The sequence below is a fragment of the Desulfuromonas carbonis genome (genome assembly GCF_054658035.1).
Genome location: NZ_BAAHXR010000003.1, coordinates 308,666 through 330,940 on the forward strand (window position 1 = coordinate 308,666; position 22,275 = coordinate 330,940).

At 64.9% G+C, this 22,275-nt stretch carries 15 protein-coding genes; 5 read left to right on the plus strand and 10 right to left on the minus strand.

Annotated features, from left to right (window positions below; genetic code table 11):
* Positions 1-30: 30 nt before the first annotated feature.
* The 6 genes from ACYQ8E_RS08450 to ispG all read right to left on the minus strand — a co-directional run bounded on the left by ACYQ8E_RS08450 (position 31) and on the right by ispG (position 9,477).
* Positions 31-2,451 (minus strand): multicopper oxidase family protein, encoded by a 2,421-nt coding sequence (locus ACYQ8E_RS08450; RefSeq protein ID WP_459860641.1) that lies wholly within the window; start codon positions 2,449-2,451, stop codon positions 31-33.
* A 355-nt stretch (positions 2,452-2,806) separates the two neighbouring features.
* A complete protein-coding gene (locus ACYQ8E_RS08455; protein WP_066728284.1) occupies positions 2,807-3,475 on the minus strand; it encodes a response regulator in 669 nt (222 codons plus the stop codon).
* Entirely contained in the window at positions 3,472-4,836 is a 1,365-nt protein-coding gene (locus tag ACYQ8E_RS08460) for a PAS domain-containing sensor histidine kinase (protein WP_066728285.1), read from the minus strand. Before ACYQ8E_RS08460 ends, ACYQ8E_RS08455 begins: the two co-directional genes overlap by 4 nt.
* Positions 4,837-5,017: 181 nt before the next feature.
* Entirely contained in the window at positions 5,018-6,460 is a 1,443-nt protein-coding gene (locus ACYQ8E_RS08465) for an HD-GYP domain-containing protein (RefSeq protein ID WP_066728287.1), read from the minus strand.
* Positions 6,457-8,166 carry a HEAT repeat domain-containing protein gene (locus ACYQ8E_RS08470; protein ID WP_459860644.1) on the minus strand — a complete coding sequence of 570 codons (1,710 nt, stop codon included), beginning with the start codon at positions 8,164-8,166 and terminating at the stop codon, positions 6,457-6,459. Before ACYQ8E_RS08470 ends, ACYQ8E_RS08465 begins: the two co-directional genes overlap by 4 nt.
* Before the next feature lie 252 nt (positions 8,167-8,418).
* On the minus strand, positions 8,419-9,477 hold the full coding sequence (ispG, locus tag ACYQ8E_RS08475) for a flavodoxin-dependent (E)-4-hydroxy-3-methylbut-2-enyl-diphosphate synthase (protein WP_066728291.1): 1,059 nt from the start codon (positions 9,475-9,477) through the stop codon (positions 8,419-8,421).
* Between the two features lie 257 nt (positions 9,478-9,734).
* Here ispG and rlmD point away from each other — a divergent pair, with 257 nt between their 5' ends.
* From rlmD to ACYQ8E_RS08490, 3 genes are all read left to right on the plus strand, one after another.
* Entirely contained in the window at positions 9,735-11,180 is a 1,446-nt protein-coding gene (gene rlmD / locus ACYQ8E_RS08480; protein ID WP_082820370.1) for a 23S rRNA (uracil(1939)-C(5))-methyltransferase RlmD, read from the plus strand.
* Between the two features lie 109 nt (positions 11,181-11,289).
* Complete coding sequence (gene yedF / locus ACYQ8E_RS08485; RefSeq protein ID WP_066728293.1) at positions 11,290-11,874, plus strand: sulfurtransferase-like selenium metabolism protein YedF; 585 nt, start codon at positions 11,290-11,292, stop codon at positions 11,872-11,874.
* 34 nt (positions 11,875-11,908) lie between these two features.
* Positions 11,909-12,610, plus strand: coding sequence for a DUF6901 family protein (locus ACYQ8E_RS08490; protein ID WP_066728295.1), 702 nt, complete (start codon positions 11,909-11,911; stop codon positions 12,608-12,610).
* 98 nt (positions 12,611-12,708) lie between these two features.
* On the opposite strand, the gene ACYQ8E_RS08495 is transcribed toward ACYQ8E_RS08490, so the two are convergent.
* Both ACYQ8E_RS08495 and gltB read right to left on the minus strand, forming a co-directional pair.
* Complete coding sequence (locus tag ACYQ8E_RS08495; RefSeq protein ID WP_066728296.1) at positions 12,709-14,181, minus strand: glutamate synthase subunit beta; 1,473 nt, start codon at positions 14,179-14,181, stop codon at positions 12,709-12,711.
* Positions 14,182-14,277: 96 nt separating this feature from the next.
* The gene (gltB, locus tag ACYQ8E_RS08500; RefSeq protein WP_066729866.1) at positions 14,278-18,873 is read right to left on the minus strand and encodes a glutamate synthase large subunit; all 4,596 of its coding nucleotides are present in this window, start codon (positions 18,871-18,873) and stop codon (positions 14,278-14,280) included.
* A 200-nt stretch (positions 18,874-19,073) separates the two neighbouring features.
* Between gltB and ACYQ8E_RS08505 the strand changes: the two genes are divergently transcribed.
* Together ACYQ8E_RS08505 and ACYQ8E_RS08510 are read left to right on the plus strand one after the other, a co-directional pair.
* Positions 19,074-19,853 carry a porin family protein gene (locus ACYQ8E_RS08505; protein WP_066728298.1) on the plus strand — a complete coding sequence of 260 codons (780 nt, stop codon included), beginning with the start codon at positions 19,074-19,076 and terminating at the stop codon, positions 19,851-19,853.
* A 132-nt stretch (positions 19,854-19,985) separates the two neighbouring features.
* The gene (locus ACYQ8E_RS08510; protein ID WP_066728300.1) at positions 19,986-20,393 is read left to right on the plus strand and encodes a hypothetical protein; all 408 of its coding nucleotides are present in this window, start codon (positions 19,986-19,988) and stop codon (positions 20,391-20,393) included.
* 12 nt (positions 20,394-20,405) lie between these two features.
* Here ACYQ8E_RS08510 and ACYQ8E_RS08515 read toward each other — a convergent pair whose 3' ends face one another.
* Together ACYQ8E_RS08515 and thiM are read right to left on the minus strand one after the other, a co-directional pair.
* Positions 20,406-21,350: a biosynthetic peptidoglycan transglycosylase gene (locus tag ACYQ8E_RS08515; protein WP_082820371.1), complete on the minus strand. Its 945-nt coding sequence runs from the start codon at positions 21,348-21,350 to the stop codon at positions 20,406-20,408.
* A 104-nt stretch (positions 21,351-21,454) separates the two neighbouring features.
* Positions 21,455-22,267, minus strand: coding sequence for a hydroxyethylthiazole kinase (gene thiM, locus ACYQ8E_RS08520; protein ID WP_066728301.1), 813 nt, complete (start codon positions 22,265-22,267; stop codon positions 21,455-21,457).
* Between the last annotated feature and the right edge of the window lie 8 nt (positions 22,268-22,275).

Genomic DNA, 22,275 nt, shown 5'->3' on the forward strand with positions numbered 1-22,275 from the left:
AGCGTTCAGCGCCGCACTGCGGCGACCGGGCTAGGGACCAACGACGTAAGGACGCATCATCTCGTTGTCCTCATGCTCGACGATATGGCAGTGCCAGACATACAGCCCCGCAACGTCGAAACGTGCCCGGACCGTGGTAATCTCGCCCGGATAGGCGATCACGGTATCCTTGAACCCGGTTTCCCAGGGTTGCTGCGGCACCGGCACCGGGGCGGGAACCACCCCCGGGATCGGCGTCCGGTTGATCACCGCGAAGCGCACCAGGTGCAGGTGGATCGGGTGGGCATCGACGGTGAAGTTGTAGATGTTCCAGTCCTCGACCGCACCGGTCGCCGGATTTTCGGTGACATTGACCGTCACGGTTCCCCCATTGGCCAGGGTGATGACCTTGTCGGTACCGGCCTTGGTCATGTCGGTCCAGTTAAGGGCGATGCCGAGCGGCAGTGCCGGGTTGGTCTGGTCGACGATACCGACCTTGGCGGCGATCGGCGCCATCGGAATGGAAGCCGGCCTGGTCGCTGCGCAGAAGGCGCCGATGGTGCCCGGTCCCACCCCGGGAGGGAGCGGGGTCGGGGAGACGGCGACAACGGAAATCGCCCCCACCGGACTGACGGTGACACACACCTGGCCCGACTCTTCTTCGTTGAGGGAAACGTCCCGCTGGTTGCTCGGAGCGCCGAGCGTGGAGACCTGCTCAGCGGGGAGTGCCAGCAAGGTCGGATCGGTGGCAGCGGCGGGATTGACGGTCACGCCATCGGCCAGGACCGGGTCGGTGGGACTGGCGCCCAAGGGTCCGCCGGCATTGGCCGGGGTCCCGTTGACCACGAACTGGAGCACCTGGCCGGTGGTGCTCGGATCGGCCGGAACATCCGGGAAGCCGCCGAAGGGAGCATCCGGCGCGGTATTGTACATGCGGATGATGGTCCCGGTGGGGAGCCCGCGGAAATCGACGATCACGTCAGCCCGCTCGGCCAGCCCCATCAGCAGCGCCTGCTGAGGATCGGGAGCCGCGACCGGGGCCTGGGCCACGCCGCCGACATAGGTGGTGGTCATGCCGCTTTGCACCTTGACCACGTTGGGGAGGAAGCCCTGCTCGGCGCCGATCTGGTAGAAGGGGATCTCGACCCCGAGCTTGTCGGCTTTGACCTTTTTCTTCCCCTGCAGTTTGCCCCCCGGGGTGATGACTTCAAACATCGACAGGTTCAGGAAACGTGAGTTGCAGCCGTTAAGTAAACGCAAACGGTAGAGGGCCGGGGCCACCTCGAGGCTCGGCCAGGAGACGCCGTTGACCACCATGACGTTGAAGAAGGCTTCCGGGTTCCAGGTTGGCGCGATGTCGGTGGAGATCGGCGCACTCCCGGTATAAGGGCCGGGATAGCCATCGAAGAAGGTGCGACTGGCCGGGTAGAAGAGGCTACCGTCGAGGTTGAAGGAGCGATCCTGAATGACGATGGGGATTTCGCGAATAGTGTCGCGGACGGAGGTCGGCACAACACTCTTCGGCGCGTTGAGATCCAGCACCCCCTGGCCGGCGACAGGGGCCGGACCGGGAAGGACCCCGGGCGGCAGGTCATTGGCGCCGTTACGAATCAGATAGAAACCTGCCGGGCCGGCATAGACGTTGAGGCGGGTCATCCCGAGGGTATGGTCGTGGTACCAGAGGGTGGTCGCCGGCTGGTCGTTGCGATAAGAATAATCGGCATAGCCGAGGTTCCCGAAGTTTACCCCGGATGCATCATCGAAGAGGGTGCCTGAAGTGATGTAGCCGGTGGGTATGTTGTTGGCCGCCGGTAGCCACCAGGCCTCGGGATAACCGTCGCTGTGCGGGTCGACATGGGCGCCGTGAACATGGGTGACGATCGGCACCGGTCCGGTGTAGAGGGCCGGGTTGCTGGTGGCACAGTCGGTACGGTTGGCGACGCCGTGGCGGCAGCCAGTCGCTGGCGGGTTGGCCCAGTGCAGGGTCTGATCCACGGGCAGCAGGTGCGGCAGGTAGTTGCCGGTGGCCGGATCGACCAGGTCATTGATCCAGCGCACGTTGACTGGCTTTCCCGATGTGGTCTCGAGGGTATAGGCCGGATAGTTGAACTGGGATGCGGAATCCGGAGCGATGACCGGCGTTGGATCGATTGCCGGGCCGTAACCCCAGAGGGTGGTTGCCGGGAACGCATCGGCCCGGCCGTTGATGGTGTTCCAGATACCACCGGGGAGTATCTGTTGCTGGAACTGGCGAACGGCGATGTCGTAGTTGTCCGCGCCGCTGCCGTTGTTCTTCATGACCGGAGGAATGACCAGCGGGGTAACGTATTTGGGGATCGTCAGCGGGTCGAGGGTTCCGCCCGGCAGAGGGGCCGCCGGGCTTTGCACAACAGTGACAGCACCGACCAGCAGCAGACTGCAACTGAGGATCAGTGCTATCAGGTAATTGCTTCTCTGTGTCACGGTTTTCATAGGTCGGTTCTCCTTGAAGCGCGAGATTCAATTCTCACCAGGCATCGCCATTCCTGCGTTGAAAATTATCAGTGCTGGCATTGCATTTCCCTGGTTGCCCCGGCCGGAGACGCCCTGCAAAGTTTGGCGTGCGGCCCTAAAGTGAAGCTATGAAATAATCCGGCAGTTGCCGCTGTTGCTGACCGTTATTCAGTTCTGTGGGAAAGCACAATCGGCATCCGCGGCCTTCAGCAATGGTTAGTGACTACATTAGTAATCTATTCGACACCACCGCACAATGCGTCAATGGCGCAAAGCGCGGTAGCAAAAGGCGCATTTTCAGGGTGGGATTAGACAAGGGAGGGAGTTGGGACGGCTATTCTTCCCAGAGCCGGGGATCGATCAGACCGATACGAATGGCGTACTGCACCATCTTGACGGGATTGTCGATACCGATTTTCCGGGCGATGCTGGCCCGATGTTTATCGACAGTCTTGGAGCTGATGCAAAGCAGGTCGGCAATTTCCGCAGTACTGTTCCCGGCGACTACCAGGCGAAAGACCTGCTGTTCCCGCTCGGAGAGCTCATCAAAGCTTCCCCTGGCCGGTTTTTCCTCGTGACCGCTCAGGTAGCCCTCAATAACCTGTTGCTGAATCTGGCCGCTCAGGTAAATGCGGCCGTCACGAACGGCGCGAATGGCGGCGAGAAGCTCCCTGCCAGGCGCGCCCTTGACCACGTAACCGCTCGCTCCCAACCTGAGGGCTTCGTGGGTATAAACCTCCTTTTCATGGGAGGAGAGGATCAGCACCCGCGTTTCGGGAACGGCATCACGCACCAGCTTGAGGGCCTCCAGACCATTCATGCGCGGGAGGGCGACGTCGAGCAGCAGCACTTCCGGGCGCAACCGGCGAGTCAAATCGACGGCCTCCACGCCATCGCCGGCCTCGCCGATCACCACCATATCGGCCTGGGCCGCCAGCAACAGGCGCAGGCCCTCCCGCATCAGGGCATGATCATCAGCTATCAGGATTCGAATCGGATTCACTCCTCCTCCGTCAGTAGAGGAACCCAGGCACAGACCCGGGTCCCTTGCCCCGGTTCTGAAGTGACTTGAACTTTACCGCCAACCGCCAGGGCCCGTTCGTGCATGCCGAAAAGCCCGATCCCCCAGTGGCCGTCCACGGAGACCAGTTCGGGGCCCGGCACGAACCCCCGACCATCGTCGACGATTTCCAGTTCCACCCCTCCCGCCTGCGAACGCAGGCGAACCCTGACCGCGCTGGCAGCGGCGTGCTTGAGGACATTATTCAGGGCTTCCTGGCAGATGCGGTAGAGGGCAATGGCACCGTCCCCGCCGGGCGTCTCTTCCAGGGGCTCGGCCGCAAAATCAATCCTGAAGCCGGTCTTCTGCATGGAGAACTCTCCCGTCAACCACTCCAGGGTGGCCGCCAGGCCAAGCTCCTCCAGCATGGCCGGCAACAGCCGGTCACAGGTTTGGCGAATTTCGGTGCGCAAGCGGGCGACGCTGGCGAGAAGCCGATCACAGTGAAACTGGAACTCCTCCTGGTTCCGCCAGTGCCCCTCCTTCAGCATCTCGACCCCGAGTTGAACCACGGCCAGAACCTGGCCGAATTCATCGTGCAGGTCGCGCGCCAGATGTTTTTTCTCCATCTCGACGCTATGCATGAGCTGGTGAGAAAGCTGGCGGATATCTGCCTTCTGCTGCCGTAGCGCCGCCTCGGCCTCTTTACGCAGACCGATATCGGCAATCGTCCCGACCGCCCGCAGCGGCGTCCCGTCCTCATCCCGTTTTACGACCCTGCCCCGAACCAGGATCCAGGACCACGCCTTTGCTTCTCCGGGCAGTCGCAACTCGGCTTCAAAATTCGCAATCCTGCCGGCGAGATGATCATTCCAGGCGACCAGAGCCGCCCGCCGGTCGTCCGGATGAATGCGAGTCTGCCAAACCGCAAGGGCGGGAACCGGCTCGTCCGGGCCACACCCGACAAGCTCCCGACAGCGCGGACTGAAGTAGGCCGAGCCTCCCACCAGGTCCCAGTCCCAGACGCCGTCATTGACGGCGTCCAAGGTGGTATTGAGCCGCTCTTCGCTCTCCAGCAGCCTTTCCAGCGCCGCCTTGCGGGCCTGGTACTGATTCATCAGGGGGCGATAGTGGAACAGGTAGAAGGTGGGGGAGAGGAACAGGAGAAGCATTACGGCGTCGAGCAGGGCACCGGCATAGGTATCCAGCTCCCCGACGCTGTCAAGAATCAGCATGACCGAAAACTCGGCCAGGAAAATCGACAGGACCATCAGGGGGAGGATACGAAGCGGCGACCCGCCCAGGATTAGCTGGTCGAGCCGGAACCAGTTTTTGCCGGGCTGCCTGAACTCCTCGGTCGCCATACCACCCATCACCTCATGAAATCACCAGGGAATCAGCCATTTCATTCGCACCTCGGTCTTGAAAAAACAGGAAACACCTCCGGCCAAGTATAGCAGCGCAGCCGGAAAGTCCAAAAAACCGGGGGAGAATAGACCAGGGGAGACCAGGTGAAGGCTGGGTAGACCGGCATACATCTGCCGTTCAGAGAAAGTAGCGGCTGGTATCGATCCCGAATTGGCGGGCATCGAGGGTCTTGGCAATATTGCGGGAGCCGTCGGCAGAGAGATCGACCGTGGCGCCATCGATTTCGTTCCCCGCCGGGTCGGCGATGATCTGCACCAGCGGCCGGTCCCAGAGGAAGAGTTCCTCGGGGTTGCCGACGACGACGGCGAGTTCGCCGGTATTCAGCCGCAGCAGGGTACCGAGGGGATAGGTGCCGATGCAGTTGACGAAAACCTTGAGGAGAACAGGGTCGTAGGTTTTCCCTGCCTTGTCGAGCATCAAGCGCAGGGCTTTTTCGGGCGCAATCGGGGTCCGGGTATAAACCCGGGAGGAGGTCATGGCGTCGTAGCAGTCGGCAATACTGATGATGCGGCCAAAGAGACTGAGCCGGCGGTAGGGATACTTGGGATAGCCCGAAAGATCGAAATTCAGATGATGCTCGAAAGAGCCGACGATAATACGGGCGTTCAAGAGATCGAGCCCCTTGAGCTTCATCAGGAGCTTGACCCCGAGCACGGGATGTTTCTGGATGATCCGCCACTCCTCCGGCTCAAACTCCTGGGGCTTGTTGAGCAGTTCCGTGGGAATATCGGATTTGCCGATGTCATGAAAGAGCGCTGCCATCCCCAGCTCGCAGAGCCGCCCGCGGCTGAGACCGATCCGCTGGCCGATGGCGAGAGAAAGGATGCAGACGTTCACCGAGTGGTTGTAGGTGTACTCGTCATGGCAGCGGATGGTGGTAAGCCCGAGCAGGTTGGTTTCATTGTCCAGCAGCTGGTCGATCATGGTCTGGACGACCCGTTTCGATTTGCGCAGCCGCAGGGTCTGCCCCATCTTGGCGTTTTCCATGACCTCGGCGGTGGCGCTGACCGTCTGCAGGTAGATCTGCTGGGAGCGGGCCCGACCGTCTTCGAGTCCGGGCCGCGCCGCTGGTGGCGCTGTTTCACTCTCTTCGGCCAACGGCTCCAGTTCAATGCCGGTGATCCCGCGCCCGTGCAACTGGGTGACCACCCGGTAATAGATATCCTCTTCAGCCTCCCCGGGCTCGATCTCGTTGAGGAGGGTGGCGAAGCGGGAGAGCTGCTGGGTCGCCACCGCCGGGTCGAATTGAATTCCGCCGATCCCCAGCCGCTTCATCAGGGTAAGGACGTAAAAGATCGCCTCCGCTCCGGCGGCATCGGGTTTCAGGCGGACGTCACCGAGCAGAAGGTAGCTCCCCTGGGTGCGGATGGAGGGCTCCTCGTTGTGCCGGTGAATCTGGCGCACCGTCTCCTGGAGCTGGCTGACCGGGGTGGCGAGGGCCGCATGCCCCTCGGGGTAGTTCTGGGCCGTCTTCAGCAGGACAAAGAACTGGACGCTCAGGCTCTTGCCGAGCCGAACGAGATCCCGATCGAGGGACTGGGAATTCCCCTGGAGAGTCATTGCGCCTCCCCGGCGTCGCGGGGCGGCGCGTCCGCCTGCTCATACTCCTTCAGGGCCTGGAAGATCAGCTCCTCCAGCGCGCTCCCCTGCCATTTGCCCTGGGCTTTTCCCAGCGCCTCGAGGGCCGCCGGGGTGCGAACCTTCTTCAGCCCGGCAATGGCACAGATGACCTCCTCGCTCTGTTTCGAACGGTTGAGCCACCCCGTCTTGATCGCCATCCGCCGCAGCTTCGGCACCACGCTGTCGCCGGCCAACAGTCCCAGCGCCTCGAAAAAGGCACATTTCTCCGCGATACTTCTGTGGGCGAATTCCTTCTCGTCAATGATCGCTTCGATCGCCGGCAGCGCCGGCGTCCAGTGGGCCGCGGCGAGAGCTCCCAGCGCCCGGATACGCAACGGCTCCGATTCATCGTCCAGGAATCGCAGCATCTCTTTACGGGCGCGGGGATCGGGATGCTTCAGCAGGTAACCGAGCACCTCTTTGCGGACCTGCGGATCGGGGTGGTCGACCAGCGCGATGACCGAGCCGAGGCACTTCTGGTCGCCGATAAGGGTAAGGATGGTGAGGATGTTGCGCACCAGAAACCAGCGCTTATCCCGCAGAAAGGGGTAGAAGCTTCGCGGGGAATCCTTGCCACATTCAGCCAGCGCAGTGATGATGTTCTTGCGCATCTTCCGCTTCTGGACCTTGCCGAGGACTTCACAGATCGACGCGGTATGCCGGGAGCCAAGGTAGCGGAAGAGGTCGACAAGGTCGTCGAGAGAAAGGTCCTCCAGGGTATCGAAAGGCTGCTGCAGGGAGAGGACGACCTCCGCGGTGACCCCGGAGCCGCTGCCGGCCCGGATCATCTCCCGCTTGCCGGGCGGAACCTTGTCGCTCGCCGCCATCTTCTGCAGAAAGCGAATCAGCTGCAGGGCATCACCGAGTCTTCCCTCCTGCAGGAGGCTGCCGATGAGGTTGTCGGTTATTTCGAGGAAGTCACCGAACAGCCCGCGCCCCATCTCCCCGGCCAGGATCGCGGCGAGGATCCGCATGACCTCGGGCAGCGGGTCCTGGCTCTCCTCGGCCGTCGTCTCCTGCTTGAGGGCCGCCGCCTCCGCGGCAGTGAGCGGCTGGATCGGTTGCGCCACCGGCTGGACCACTGGCTCCACCGGGGTCTGGTAAACCCTTTGTATCCCGGGCTGTTGGGAAGCATCCGCCGGGAAGGAGGCCTGCTGCGCGTTCACTTCGTTGAAGTCGTCGGCGAGAACGTAGGTGATATTGGGGAGGTCTTTCATCCAGAGCAGGGTGACGATATCATCGTCGGTATCGGCGGCGCGGTTCTGCCCGACAATATCGAGAAAATCACAGATTTCTGCAGGCTGGAGCCCCGCGCTGAAAATCAGGGAACGGATACCGTCCGCGTAGAGACGAAAGCCGATACTCTCCCGCGGATCCCGACTCTCGTGAATCCTGGTCCCGAGGTAGGAGGTGGTGTACTGGTCGACATCGAACTGGCACTGGCCGTAGCGTTCGAGGTGACCGGTCGTCTTGGTGATCGAGTCCTGGATGAATTTTTGCCGCAGGGGGTTGTTGGGCAGATACATCCGAAACGCCTTGGCGGCTTTGAGCAGGGACCAGAGGACTTCGGTCGCCGAGGCGAGCTCCTCCTTGAGGCGGATTTCGTCCGCCGGGCCTTTCATCGGTCTGCCATCATTCATCGACATTACATGCAACCTTTGCGCAACGCTTCCCCGTTTCGCCCCGGGTTCGGCAGGTCAGGCAACCTCCCCGGATGGCGCCGCCGGCGCCCGAAACTTTCCCTCCCGATGATCATGCCACTCCATTTGGCCCGATAGTTCCTTCTACCTTCGGACCCGCGCCTTGTCAACCTCGCCGTTGCCTTAACCAACCTGCCGGCGAGATGGAAGCGCGGCGCGGGCGGAGAGCTGTTGCCGCAACCGGGAGTTTCTGGCGGGCTATTCCTGTTCTGCCAGCCTGCGTGCTTCGGCGACCAGCGCCTCGACCATCTCGGCCTCGGGAACCTTGCGCACCACCACTCCCTTGCGGAAGAGGAGCCCCTGCCCCTTGCCGCCGGCGATACCGACATCGGCTTCACGGGCCTCGCCCGGTCCGTTGACGACGCACCCCATCACCGCCACGGTGATCTTTTTGGGCAGGTCGTGGAGGCGTCGCTCGACCTCTTCGGCGACCGGGATCAGGTCGACCTGGCAGCGGCCGCAGGTCGGGCAGCTGACGAAGACCGGGCCGTGTTCACGCAGTTCGAGGCTCTTGAGAATTTCCCAGCCGACGCGGACCTCTTCAACCGGGTCGCCGGTGAGGGAGACGCGCAGGGTATCGCCGAGACCGCCCTCAAGGAGGGTGCCGATGCCGACGGCGCTCTTGATGGTGCCGCTCCAGGTGGTGCCGGCCTCGGTGATGCCGATGTGCAACGGGTAGTCGACCGCGGCGGCGAGAAGGCGGTAGGCCGCCACGGTGCGGCGGATATCGGAGACCTTGAGGCTGACCTTGATCTCGCGGTAGCCGAGATCTTCGAGAATGCGGATGTGGCCGAGAGCGCTCTCGGCCATCGCCTGGGCGGTAGGGTGCCCGTACTTCTCCAGCAGCTCCTTCTCGAGGCTGCCGCCGTTGACGCCGATACGGATCGGGATGCGGCGTTCGGCGCAGGCTCTGACCACCTCTTCGACCTTCCAGCGCGCCCCGATGTTGCCGGGGTTGAGCCGCAGTCCGGCGACCCCGGCCCGCAGGGAGGCGAGGGCCAGCTGGTAGTCGAAGTGGATATCTGCGATCACCGGCAGCGGGCTGGCGCTGCAGATCGCTGCGAGAGCCGTCGCGGCGTCAGCATCGGGGACCGCGCAGCGCACGATTTCGCAGCCGGCCGCGGCGAGGCGACCGATCTGGGCCAGGGTGGCAACCGCATCGCGGGTGTCGGTGTTGGTCATCGACTGGACCGAGACCGGCGCGCCGCCACCGATGGCGACGGGACCGACGAAGATCTGGCGGGTGATGCGGGGCATAAAAATCTCCGGTTTGAGGTTTGCGTTTCAAGTTTGCATAGCGCCCTTGGGAGACGCCGACTCCAGGTGAAAAAGGGATCTCCTCGGCGCGCCGGGGTTTGCAACCTAAACCGCAAAACCCAAAACTCAAAACTGCACCATCCCCGCCGAGTCTACAAGGCGCCGCGGCCGGCCGTCAAGCACCACCGCAATTGACAGCAGCGCCCCGGAAAGAGTATGGTTCCGCCTCAGAAGTACCCACTTGACTAAGGATCCCCATGGCCCAGCCGCCCCGTCCGAAAAAAGTCGCCACCACCCGCCCGCCCCGCAAAAATCAGCGCCCGGCCCTGCCGACGGTGGAGACGACCATCGAACGCCTCGACGACGACGGCGTCGGCATCGGCCCCTACGCCGGCAAGGAACTGCTGGTCCCGGGCGCCTTTCCCGGGGAGAAGATCCGTGCCGCCCTCGAACACGAAGGGCAGCGCCGCAGTGTCGGCCTGCTGCGCGAGGTCCTGGTTCGCCATCCCGACCGCATCAACGGCCCCTGTCGCTGTGCCGGCGACTGCCTCGGCTGCCCGCTGATCAATCTCGCCTATCCGGCCCAGCTCCAGGTCAAGGCGGAGCGGGTACGCGCGGCCCTCGCCGCCCGGGAAGGGCTCACCGCGGTACCGGTGCGGGCCCCCTGGGGCGCCGAGCACCCCTTTGGCTACCGGACCAATGCCAAGCTGGTCCTGGCCAAGGAACGGGGGAAGGTGAGCGTCGGTCTCTACCGCCGCGGCAGCCACCAGGTGGTCGATATCGGCAACTGCCCCCTGCACCATCCGCTGATCAACCGCATCGTCGCCACGGTACGCAGCGAGATCGAACGGCAGCAGATCTGGGTCTGGGACCCGAAACGCCAGCGCGGCCTGCTCCGTTACCTGCTGGTGCGGGTCAGCCCGGGGTCGGGCAAGGCGATGGTCACTTTCGTCACCACCGAAAAGGATTTCACCCAGCTCACCCGGCTGGCCAAGGCGCTCAAGGCAAAACTTCCGGAGATCATCTCGGTCCAGCAGAATATCAACCCGACCGCCGGCAATGTCATCTTCGGTCGCGAGACGCTGCGCATGATCGGCGCTCCCGACCTCCTCGACCAGCTCGGCGAGGTGCGGCTGCGCATCGCCCCGACCGCCTTTTTCCAGGTCAACCACGAGCAGGCGGCGCGCATCTACGCCCTGGTACGGCAGTGGGCGGCGCTCAAACCGGAGGAGAGCGCCGTCGATCTCTACTGCGGTATCGGCGGCATCGCCCTCCATCTCGCCCGGGATGCCGGCCGGGTAATCGGCATCGAGGTGGTCGAAGAGGCGGTGCGCAACGCCCGTGAGAACGCCCGCCTGGGCGGCCTTGGCAACTGCACCTTCCGCGCCGGGGAAGCCGAGGAGCTGGTTCACGACCTGACTCTCGAAATTCCTCCCGGCAGCGTTGCCGTCGTCAATCCCCCCCGCGGCGGCTGCGAGGCCGCGGTCCTCGAAGCGCTGGCCGGGCTCAAGCCACGGCTGCTGGTCTACGTCTCCTGCAACCCGGAGACGCTGGCGCGCGACCTCGCCCTGCTGGCCGGCCACGGCTATCGCACCGAGGAGGTGCAGCCGGTCGACATGTTTCCGCAGACCGGCCACATCGAGTCGGTGGCACGGCTCGTCCCCGACCCGCGCGGGAAAAGGCCGAAGGCGCGGCGAAGTTGAACTCCTGGTTTTTCATAGGTCCCAGTAGTCCCAGTAGTCCCATAGGACCTATGCGACAAATGGGACCTATGAAAAACTACAGTCCCCAATTTTCCGGAGGCCCTACCCCATGAAAACCCTCGACTGCCGCGCCCACCAGTGTCCCCACCCCGTGGTCGAAACCCGCAAGGCAATCCTCGCCGCGCCGGACGAGGCGCTGACCGTCCTGGTCGGCGACGATACCGCGCGGGAGAACGTCGGCCGGATGGCAGCAAGCCTCGGCTTTGCGGTCGAAGTTGCAGCGACCGAGGGCGGCTTCGCCCTGCAGCTGCAACCGGGGACGGGCCCGGCGAGCGAGGTAACGCCGGCCGCGGCGACCGGGCCGACCGTGATCTTCATCGGCGCCGAGACGATGGGGAGCGGCAGCGACGAGCTCGGCCGCCTGCTGTTGAAGAACTTCCTGATCACCCTTCTCGATCTCGACAGCGCCCCCGACGCCATCCTCTTCGTCAACTGCGGGGTGAAACTCGTCTGCCAGGGCGCCGAGGTGCGCGAAGCCCTCGAACAGCTCGCCTGCCGCGGGACCGATATCGCCGCCTGCGGCCTCTGCCTCGACTTCTATGCCCTCAAGGAGGAGGTGGCGGTAGGACGGGTCACCAACATGTTCGACATCGCCCGGACCCTGACCGGGGCGGGACGGGTGGTGCGCCCCTGAGCCGTTGCCGGGAGGGGAGAGGACAGGACGAGCCGTGAAGACCTTCGCCATCGAGTACCGCTTCCGCTTTCCCGACGGCCGCCGCGAGCGCTACGATCTGCGCATTGACGCCGCCACCCTGGAGCTGCAGCAGGACCAGATCACCACCCCGCCCTGGACAAGCCTCGACTTTCACCAATGCCCCAACTGCCCCCTCGAACCGGCGCGGCAGAGCCATTGCCCGGCCGCTGTCGCCCTGGTGCGCCTGGTCGCCTCCTGTGCCCGCCTGGTCTCCTACGATCGCCTCGAAGTGGAGATCGTCACCCCGGAACGGGTCATTTCCAACGACATTCCGGCCCAGCGCGGCGTCAGCTCCCTGATGGGGCTGATCCTCGCCACCAGCGGCTGCCCGCGCACCGCCTTCTTCAAGCCGATGGCCCGCTTCCACCTGCCGCTGGCAAGCGAGGAAGAGACGATCTACCGGGCCGCCTCCATGTACCTGCTCGCCCAGTACTTCCTGCGCAAGGACGGGGCAATGGCGGACCTCGACCTGGAGGGGCTGAAGAGAATCTACGCCGACCTCCATATCGTCAACCGCACCCTCGCTGACCGTCTGCGCCATGCCATCGAGGAGGACTCGACGATCAACGCCCTGATCCTGCTCGACCTTTTCGCCAAGAACATTCCCTTCGTCATCGAGGACTCCCTGGAGGAGATCCGCTACCTCTTCGCCCCCTTCCTCACCAAATCGAACTGAAAAACCGAGAGAGCGGGGAGCCTCTCGGCCTCCCGCCCTCTCGGTTTGAATTTAAACCATACGTCCCATAGGACCGATGGGTCCTGTAAGGCCTATCCCTAAGGCAGATCGCTCCTCCCCATCAGGTAGCGATCGACCTCCCGCGCCGCGGCGCGCCCTTCGTTGATCGCCCAGACCACCAGGCTCTGGCCACGGCGGGCGTCGCCGGCGGCGAAGAGCCCGGGGACGCTGGTGGCGAAGGACCCATAGTCGGCCAGCAGGTTGCTGCGGCCGTCGCGATCGACCTCGACCCCGGTCGTCACCGTCGCTTCCGGACCGAGGAAGCCCATCGCCAGCAGCACCAGCTCGGCGCCGATCACCCGCTCGGTGCCGTGCACCTTTTTCGCCTGCAGCCGCCCCCCCTCTTCCAGCCACTCGATGTCGTGGACCCGCAGCTGCTTCACCCGTCCCTGGTCGTCGCCGAGGAACTCGTCGGCGGTCACCAGGTACTGGCGCGGATCGGCGCCGCAGGTCGCCTTGGCCTCCTCCTGGCCATAGTCGAGGCGGTAAACCCGCGGCCACTGCGGCCAGGGGTTGTTGACGGCGCGCTTCTGCGGCGGACGCGGCATGATTTCGAGCTGAACGACACTCTGGCACCCCTGGCGCAGCGCGGTGGCGACACAGTCGGTGCCGGTGTCACCGCCGCCGATCACCACCACCTGCTTGCCGGCGGCGTCGATTTCGAGGGGGGTGCCGTCGAGGAGCCGGCGCGTGTTGTGGGTCAAGTAGTCCATGGCAAAGTGAACCCCCTGCAACTGGCGGCCGGGGATCGGCAGATCCCGCGGCGCGGTGGCCCCGCAGCAGAGGACCACGGCATCGAAATCGGCCTGCAGTTGCGCCAGGGAACGGTCGCGCCCGACCTCGACCCCGGTGACAAACTCGACCCCTTCGGCGGCGAGGAGATCGGCGCGCCGCTGCACGAAGGCCTTGTCGAGCTTCATGTTGGGGATGCCGTACATCAGCAGGCCGCCGACACGGTCGGCGCGCTCAAAGACCGTCACCTGGTGCCAGGCCTTGTTGAGCTGGGCGGCGCAGGCGAGCCCGGCCGGCCCGGAACCGACCACCGCGACCTTCTTGCCGCTGCGCCCGGCCGGTGGCCGGGGCAGGATCCACCCCTCTTCGAAACCCCGGTCGGCGATCGCCTGCTCGATCGCCTTGATCGTCACCGGCGGCTCGATGATGCCGAGGACGCAGGCCCCCTCGCAGGGGGCGGGGCAGACCCGGCCGGTAAATTCGGGGAAGTTGTTGGTCATGTGCAACCGCTCCAGCGCCTTCTGCCAGAGGCCGCGGTAGACGAGGTCGTTCCATTCCGGGATCAGGTTGTAGACCGGGCACCCCGAGGCCGCACCGGCGATGGTCAGGCCGGTGTGGCAGAAGGGGGTGCCGCATTCCATGCAACGCGCCCCCTGCTCCCGGCATTTTCCCGCCGGGTAGTGGAGATGAAACTCCTGCCAGTCCTTGAGCCGCTCCGCCACCGGCCGGTCGGCCGGCAGCTCGCGGTAATATTCGAGAAATCCGCCTTGCTTGCCCATAGTTGTATGCTCCGTGGAAAGCGACCTGGTCGCTTGTTGCTCAGTTTTTCACAGGTCCCATTCTATGGGACCCCTGGGACCGATAAAATACTCTCCCTAATTCCCCCCGACCCTTGCCAGATCGCCGGCATTCTCGGAAAAGGCGGCGCGCAGGGCCTCCTCGCCGCTGTGGCCGGCAGCCTCGGCGCGCGCGATCGCCTCCTGCATGCGCCGGTAATCGGTGGGGTAGACCTTGACGAAGCGCCGGACGCTGCGGTTCCAGTCGGCAAGAATCTCGTCGGCGCGGTTGGAGCCGGTCAGGGCCGAGTGGCGTTCGATCAGCGTCCTGACCCGATCGATCTCCGCCGCAGCGGCGAGGGGCTCGAGATCGACCATCGCCCGGTTGCATTGGGCGGGAAACCTGCCGTCGGCGTCGAAGACATAGGCAATCCCCCCCGACATGCCGGCGGCGAAGTTGCGGCCGGTGGGACCAAGAATAACCACCGTACCGCCGGTCATGTATTCGCAGCCATGATCGCCCACCGCTTCGACCACCGCGGTCAATCCCGAGTTGCGAACGCAGAAGCGTTCCCCGGCCATGCCGCGGATGAAGGCCTCGCCGGCGGTGGCACCGTAAAAGGCGACATTGCCGACGATGATGTTGTCGGCCGGATCAAAGGTCGCGCTGCGGGGCGGGAAAATGACGATGCGGCCACCGGAAAGCCCCTTGCCGCAGTAGTCGTTGGCGTCCCCCTCGATGGTCAGGGTCAGCCCCGCCGGGACAAAGGCACCGAAGGACTGGCCGGCGCTGCCATTGAACTTGAGGCGGATGGTGTCCTCGGGAAGCCCCTTGGCGCCGTAACGCCGGGTCACTTCGCTGCCGAGCAGGGTGCCGACGACCCGGTTGACGTTGTGGATCGGCAGCGAGGCCTGGACCGGGGTCCCTTCCTCCAGGGCCGGTTCGCACAGGCGCAGCAGGACGGTGCGGTCGAGGGCGTGGTCGAGACCATGGTCCTGGGCGATCCTGCAGGTCTGCCCGACCTCCGGCCCCAGCTGCGGACGGTGGAGAATGGCGCCGAAATCGAGGCCACGCTCGGCAATCACCGGACTGTGGGGGTGTCCTTGCAGCAGGTCACTGCGGCCGACCAGCTCTTCGAGGGTGCGAACACCGAGGCGCGCCAGCAGTTCCCGCACCTCGCGGGCGACGAAGGTGAAAAAGTTGACGACGTGGTCGGGAGAGCCGGCAAAGCGGGAGCGCAGCCGCGGATCCTGGGTGGCGACCCCGACCGGGCAGGTATTGAGGTGGCAGGCCCGCATCATGATGCAGCCGAGGACCACCAGGGGCGTGGTGGCGAAACCAAACTCCTCGGCACCGAGCATGGCGGCAATCACCACGTCGCGGCCGCTCTTGAGCTGACCGTCGGTCTCCACCGTGATGCGGTCGCGCAGCCCGTTGAGGAGCAGCGTCTGGTGCGTCTCCGCCAGTCCCAGCTCCCAGGGGAGCCCCGAGTGGTGGATACTGGAGAGGGGTGAGGCGCCGGTGCCGCCGTCATGGCCGGAGATCAGCACCACGTCGGCCTTGGCCTTGGCGACGCCGGCGGCGATGGTGCCGACGCCGACCTCGGAGACCAGTTTGACGCTGACGCGCGCCTCGTGGTTGGCGTTCTTCAAATCATGGATCAGCTCGGCGAGATCCTCGATCGAGTAGATGTCATGGTGGGGCGGCGGCGAGATCAGGCCGACCCCCGGCGTCGAGTGCCGGGTTTTGGCGATCTCCGGGTAGACCTTGTGGCCCGGAAGCTGCCCCCCCTCGCCGGGCTTCGCCCCCTGGGCCATCTTGATCTGCAATTCCCGGGCATTGACCAGGTATTCGCTGGTGACGCCAAAACGGCCGGAGGCGACCTGTTTGATGGCGCTGTTGCGGCTGTCGCCGTTCTCGTCGGGCTGGTAGCGGGCCGGATCTTCCCCCCCCTCGCCGGTGTTCGACTTGCCGCCGAGGCGGTTCATGGCGATCGCCAGGGCCTCATGGGCTTCGCGGCTGATCGAGCCGTAGGACATGGCGCCGGTCTTGAAGCGCTTGACGATCGCTTCCACCGGCTCGACCTGTTCGAGAGGAATCCCTTCGGCCGGGAAGTGGAAATCGAGCAGGCCGCGCAGGGTGCGCGCCTGGCGCGCCTGGTCGTCGGCGCGGGTGGTGAACTCCTTGAAGAGCTTGTAATCCCCCTTGCGGGTCGCTTCCTGGACCAGGTGCACCGCCATCGGCCCGAGCTGGTGCGTCTCACCCCCCTGCCGCCACTGGTGCTTGCCACCGGGGGTGAGGCCTTCGTCCGGATCGCGCCGGGCCGCGAAGGCATGCTGGTGTCGAATCAGGATGTCGCGGGTGATCTGTTCCAGGCCGATCCCGCCAATGCGCGACGCGGTGCGGGTGAAGTAACGGTTGATCAGGTCCTGGCCGAGACCGACCGCCTCGAAGATCTGCGCGCCGCGGTACGACTGGATGGTCGAGATCCCCATCTTCGCCATCGTCTTCACCACCCCCTTGGTGGCGGCCTTGAGGTAATTGTAAATCGCCTTGTCGTGATCGATGTCGGTCAGGATCCCCTCGGCGATCACCTGGCCGAGGCTTTCCAGCGCCAGGTAGGGGTTGATCGCTCCGGCGCCGTAGCCGATCAGGACCGCGAACTGATGGACCTCGCGGGGCTCACCCGACTCCAGCACGATCCCCGCCAGGGTCCGGGTTCCCTTGCGGATCAGGTGGTGATGAAGGCCGGCGACGGCGAGCAGTGCCGGCAGCGGCGCCCTTTCGTTGTCGACACCGCGGTCGGAAAGGATCAGCAGGGTGGCGCCGTCGGCGATGGCGGCATCGGCCGCGGCAAAGAGCTGATCGAGGGCTTCCTCCACCCCCGTGCGCCCGGCGGCGGCAGCAAAGAGGATCGGCAGGGTCACTGCCTTGAGCCCCGGGCGATCGAGGGCCTTGAGCCGGGCGAGCTGGCCGTCGTCGAGGAGAGGCTGGTCGATTTCGACATGGCGGCACGACTCCGGCTCGGCCTTGAGCAGGTTGCGTTCAGCACCGAGGGTGGTTCCGCTGGCGGTGATGATCTCCTCGCGGATACTGTCGATCGGCGGATTGGTGACCTGGGCAAAGAGCTGCTTGAAGTAGCTCGGCAGGAGCTGGGGGCGCTCGGAGAGGACCGCCAGCGGTTCGTCGGCGCCCATCGAGCCGATCGCCTCGACGCCAGTGCGCGCCATCGGCGCCAGCATCCCGCGCAGGTCCTCGAAGCTGTAGCCGAAGGCCTGCTGGCGCTGCAGCAGGGTCGCTTTCTCCGGGGGGGGCGGGGCGGCGGCGGGGAGATCCGCCAGGCGCACCAGGTGGGAGTCGAGCCACTCCTGGTAAGGCTTGGCGGAGACGATGCCGGCCTTGATCTCCTCGTCGGGGATGATGCGCCCCTGGGCGGTATCGACCAGGAACATCTTGCCGGGCTGCAGCCGCCCCTTGCGCAGGATACGATTGGCGGGGAGTTCGAGCACCCCGGTCTCGGAAGCGAGAATCACCAGATCGTCCCGGGTCACCCAGTAGCGCGACGGCCGCAGGCCGTTGCGGTCGAGCACCGCGCCGATCTGCACCCCGTCGGTAAAGGCGATCGCCGCCGGCCCGTCCCAGGGTTCCATCAGGCAGGAATGGTACTCGTAGAAGGCGCGCTTCTCGGCGGACATCCCGCTATGGTAGCTCCAGGGTTCGGGGACCATCATCATCACCGCATGGGGAAGGGAGCGCCCCGAAAGGTGGAGAAATTCGAGGCAGTTGTCGAACATGGCCGAGTCGCTGCCGGCCTCATCGATGACCGGCAGGATCTTCGCCCAGTCGTCGCCGAGCCGGCGGCCGACCAGCAGCGCCTGGCGCGCCGCCATCCAGTTGACGTTGCCACGCAGGGTGTTGATCTCGCCGTTGTGGGCGAGGTAGCGGTAGGGATGGGCACGGGTCCAGTTGGGAAAGGTATTGGTGGAGAAGCGCGAATGCACCAGCGCCAGGCCGCTCTTGATCTCGGGGTTGCGCAGGTCGAGAAAGTACTGCGGGAGCTGCGGCGGGGTCAGCATCCCCTTGTAGACGATGACCCGCCCCGAAAAGCTGCAGACGTAGAAACTCTCCTCGAAGGAGGGACCGAGCAGACGCACGGTGTTGGTGAGATGGCGCCGGCAGACGTAGAGACGCCGCTCGAACTCGATCTCGTCGGTCAGCTCCGGCGGCCGGGCGACGAAGAGCTGGCGGATCACCGGCTCGAGGTAGCGCGCCCCTTCACCGAGACGGCTGTTGTCGGTCGGCACCCGGCGCCAGCCGAGGAAGGTCAGGCCGTGGTCGGCGACGATCTGCTCGGCGAGGCGCTCACAGCGGTGGCGGTCATTGCGATCGCGGGGGAGGTAGAGCATCGCCACCGCATAATTCCCGGCCGCCGGCAGGCGGGCGAGGTCCTCGCCACATTCGCTGACGAAAAAGTCGTGGGGAATCTGCAGCAGGATGCCGGCGCCGTCCCCGGTGTCCGGGTCGCAGCCGACCGCGCCACGGTGTTCGAGATTGCGCAGCACCTCCAGGGCCTGCTGCACCAGCTGGTGGCTGCGCGTCCCCTTGAGGTTGACGACAAATCCGACCCCGCAGGAGTCGTGTTCCAGGGCGGGGTCGTAGAGCCCCTGGGCGGTAGGGCGATCAAATCGGGTCATGGCAAAACCTCGCGAAGTCACGGTGAACGGGGCCGCCAAAGGGCACTCCCGGCGGTGAATAAAGAGATCGGATTATAACACAATCGGCAGCAAACTTGTGAACCTGGCCGGCCGGGTATCTTTCCTGGTTGATTTTTTTTCGCTGGTGCATAAACTGCAGGAGGTTGACTATCATTGACCCTGACTTCAGGAGGTTTCCCATGCCCAGTATCCGTCACACTCTTGTTCTGCTCGCCCTGTTCGGCCTCGCGGCCACTCCGGCCCTGGCCGACGAAATGGTCTCGATCAAGGCCGGCTACCAGTTGCTCACCCCCGAAGGGACCTTCGCCGTCGGCAGCAGCAGCCTGGCAGGGACTCCCGTTGATTTGGAAAAGGACCTCGGCTTCGACGACAGCAAGGATGTTACCGCCGAGGTCGCCCTGCAACTCGGCGACTTCCGCCTCGCCGTCGGCTACCTGCCGATCCAGTTCTCTGGCAACGGCCAGCTGACTGGAACCGTCAACTTTAACGGGAAGACCTATTCGGGCGGGGTTCAGACCGCCAGCGACGTCGATATCAAGCTCTACGACGTCAGCCTCGGTTACCACCTCTTCAATTTCGATGACACCCCGGTACGCTTCCAGCTCACCCCGGAGCTTTCGGTCAAAGTCGTTGACGCCGCTCTCAGCATGGATGGGCAGGAAAATATCACGCTCACTCCAATTCACGAGGAAGATTCGGTCACCGCGCCGATCCCCACCCTCGGCGTGCGCACCCGCATCGGCCTCGCCGACTTCCTCGCCGTGATCGGCCGCGTCGGTTACATGGAGTACAACGACAACTCCTTCCTCGATGCCGACGCCCAGGTCGAGTTCTCGCCGATCCCGATGGTCGGGCTCTATGGCGGCTACCGCTACTTCGATCTCCAGGTCGACGACAGTGACATCCTCATCGATGCCCAGTTCTCCGGCCCTTACGTCGGCGCCTTCGTACGTTTTTAAGGTCCCGGAACAATCCTTTGCCAACCCAAGAGAGAGGGGGCGGCCGCCGGGCCGCCCCCTCTCTCTGTGCCGTAACCGGCGCGCCCCTTGCAATTCCCCGGGGGAGACTCTTTCCCCAGTGGGAGGTGCCCCGTGGAACTTGACGAAAACCAGTCGATCCGGCTCTGCCTCAGCCCCCTGCTGATCTACGCTCTGCTCAGTGAAATCCCCCTGCACACGGGCCCCCGGGGCGAATGGCAACTGCTGCGCGCCCTGGAAGAAGGGTTGCAGGGGGACGATCCTTTGAGCCTCACCCTGGTCGACGGGCTGAAGAGCAACCTGCACAAATTCTTCGCATACTTCTGCCAGCACTATGCACAGGCAACCGCGGACGAGCTTCTGGCCGCACTCGCCAATGTGCGCCGGACCCTCGATGAACTCGCCGCCAAAGGCTGCGATCCGGCGGGATGCCGGCGAACGCTGGTGCGCTTTACCGAGGTTCTGGCGGTGCAGACAAAGGAGCAGGGTCACAGCACTGCGGTTCGCCAGCTGCTGGCCTGACCCTGGCGGAAACTACTCCTGCGGATTCGGGACGGGGACCACTACACCGTCGGGGGGGCCCTCAGCCATCCCCTCCGGCTGGGAGCGGAGCGCCGGATCCGGGGTGACGCCCTCCTCTTCCGACACGTCCGCCTCCTCCGGCCAGAACTCCTCCAGCGACCAGACCGGGAGCTCCCGGGCCGGCAACGGCGCCTGCCGTCCTTCCAGTTCCGCCAGGGCCGCGCGATAGTCCGGCTCGGCCAGAATGCCGCGGCCGGCGAGCAGGCGCAGGATGCGGGCGGCGCGCAGCCGCACCTTGACCGGCTTCAGCGCCGGGTTGTAGGCCAGCCGCGGCCCGGGCAGAATCGCGGCGAGAAAGGCACATTGGGCCGGAGTCAGTTCGGACGCCGGCTTGTGGAAGTGAAAACGCGCCCCCTCCCCCACCCCGTAGACGAGCGGTCCGAGCTCGACCAGATTGAGATAGAGCTCGAGAATCCGCCCCTTGCTCAGCTCCGCCTCCAGCCGCTTCGCCAGGATCAGCTCCTCCACCTTGCGCAGCAGGCTCTTGTCCCGCGACAGGAAGATATTCTTCGCCAGCTGCTGGGTAATGGTCGAGGCGCCCCGGGCGAGGCGTTTCTGCTCCAGATCGTACTTGAGGGCTTCCTTGAGCGCGACCAGGTCGATCCCGCGATGTTCGTAAAAATTGGCATCTTCGGCGACGATCACCGCCCATTTCATCGCCTCGGGGAACGTCGCCAGCGGTGTCCAGTGCGGGTTTTTCGGGCCGAGCAGGAAGGGGTGTTCATCGCCCTGCCAGTCGCGGACGGTGAGGGTCAGGGTGGCTTTGCGGTCCTTGAGGGCGGCGACATCGGGGAGGACGAAGGTCCGGTAACCGAGCCAGAGGGAAAGCAGGAGGGTCAGGGCGAGGGCGAACAACAAAAGGAAGCGCAGCAGGCGCAACCGGGAGCTGAGGATCATCGTATAAGTCCGGGGCAAGGAGTTGGCGACCGGGTTGGATTCTACCACGGAACACCCTGCGGCATTGGACAAACAACACACCAACAATTTTCCCGCCCCCGGGACTACTCTTCTGCAATCAGCAGCCGGCGACCGATCTCCTCCCGCCCGACGCTGAAGAGGGCGTCGAGAAACGCGACGGCGAAGCTCCCCGGGCGGTCACTCACTTCGATCGCCAGGTCGCCGCAGAGCCCGTAAAGACCGAAAGCCGCGGCGGTCGCCGCCAGCAGCTCGCCATCGGCTACGGCGCAGAAGGCGCCGGTCAGGGCCGAGAGGCCGCAGCCCATGCCGGTCACCCGGGTCATCAGCGGCTGGCCGTTGGCGATGCGGAAAACGCGGCTGCCATCGGTTACCAGGTCCCGCTCGCCGGAGATGGCGACGACACACCCCTGCCCAAGCGCCAGGGCCCGGGCCGCCGCGACGACCTCGGCGCCGAGTCCCAGGCTCGAGTCGACCCCCCGGGTGCGGATTTCGTCCCGCCCCAGGGAGAAGATTTCCGAGGCATTGCCGCGCAGCACGGCCACCTCGACCTCGGCCAGAATCCGTTCCACCGCCGCCGTGCGCAGGCGCGTCGCGCCGGCCCCGACCGGGTCGAGCACGACCGGGATCCCCTTCTGGTTGGCAGCCTGACCGGCCCGCAGCATTGCCGCCAGCCAGGCCGGCTCGATGGTGCCGATATTGAGAACCAGCGCGCCGGCGAGCTGCACCATCTCCTCCACCTCGTCGATGCAGTGGGCCATGACCGGCGCCGCCCCCACCGCGAGCAGGGTGTTGGCCGAGGAGTTCATCACCACGAAATTGGTGATGTTGTGAACCAGCGGCGCGGTTGAACGGACCCGGTGGAGAAGGTCGGAGGTAACACGGATCATGTCGGGCATCGGCAGAC

What these genes read in the sequence shown, in the direction of transcription:
- ACYQ8E_RS08450 (WP_459860641.1), bottom strand. Translation starts at nt 2,451, where the DNA reads ATGAAAACCGTGACACAGAGAAGCAATTACCTGATAGCACTGATCCTC.
- ACYQ8E_RS08460 (WP_066728285.1), bottom strand. Translation starts at nt 4,836, where the DNA reads ATGGCGACCGAGGAGTTCAGGCAGCCCGGCAAAAACTGGTTCCGGCTC.
- ACYQ8E_RS08465 (WP_066728287.1), bottom strand. Translation starts at nt 6,460, where the DNA reads ATGACTCTCCAGGGGAATTCCCAGTCCCTCGATCGGGATCTCGTTCGG.
- ACYQ8E_RS08470 (WP_459860644.1), bottom strand. Translation starts at nt 8,166, where the DNA reads ATGTCGATGAATGATGGCAGACCGATGAAAGGCCCGGCGGACGAAATC.
- ispG (WP_066728291.1), bottom strand. Translation starts at nt 9,477, where the DNA reads ATGCCCCGCATCACCCGCCAGATCTTCGTCGGTCCCGTCGCCATCGGT.
- rlmD (WP_082820370.1), top strand. Translation starts at nt 9,735, where the DNA reads ATGGCCCAGCCGCCCCGTCCGAAAAAAGTCGCCACCACCCGCCCGCCC.
- yedF (WP_066728293.1), top strand. Translation starts at nt 11,290, where the DNA reads ATGAAAACCCTCGACTGCCGCGCCCACCAGTGTCCCCACCCCGTGGTC.
- ACYQ8E_RS08495 (WP_066728296.1), bottom strand. Translation starts at nt 14,181, where the DNA reads ATGGGCAAGCAAGGCGGATTTCTCGAATATTACCGCGAGCTGCCGGCC.
- gltB (WP_066729866.1), bottom strand. Translation starts at nt 18,873, where the DNA reads ATGACCCGATTTGATCGCCCTACCGCCCAGGGGCTCTACGACCCCGCC.
- ACYQ8E_RS08505 (WP_066728298.1), top strand. Translation starts at nt 19,074, where the DNA reads ATGCCCAGTATCCGTCACACTCTTGTTCTGCTCGCCCTGTTCGGCCTC.
- ACYQ8E_RS08515 (WP_082820371.1), bottom strand. Translation starts at nt 21,350, where the DNA reads ATGATCCTCAGCTCCCGGTTGCGCCTGCTGCGCTTCCTTTTGTTGTTC.
- thiM (WP_066728301.1), bottom strand. Translation starts at nt 22,267, where the DNA reads ATGCCCGACATGATCCGTGTTACCTCCGACCTTCTCCACCGGGTCCGT.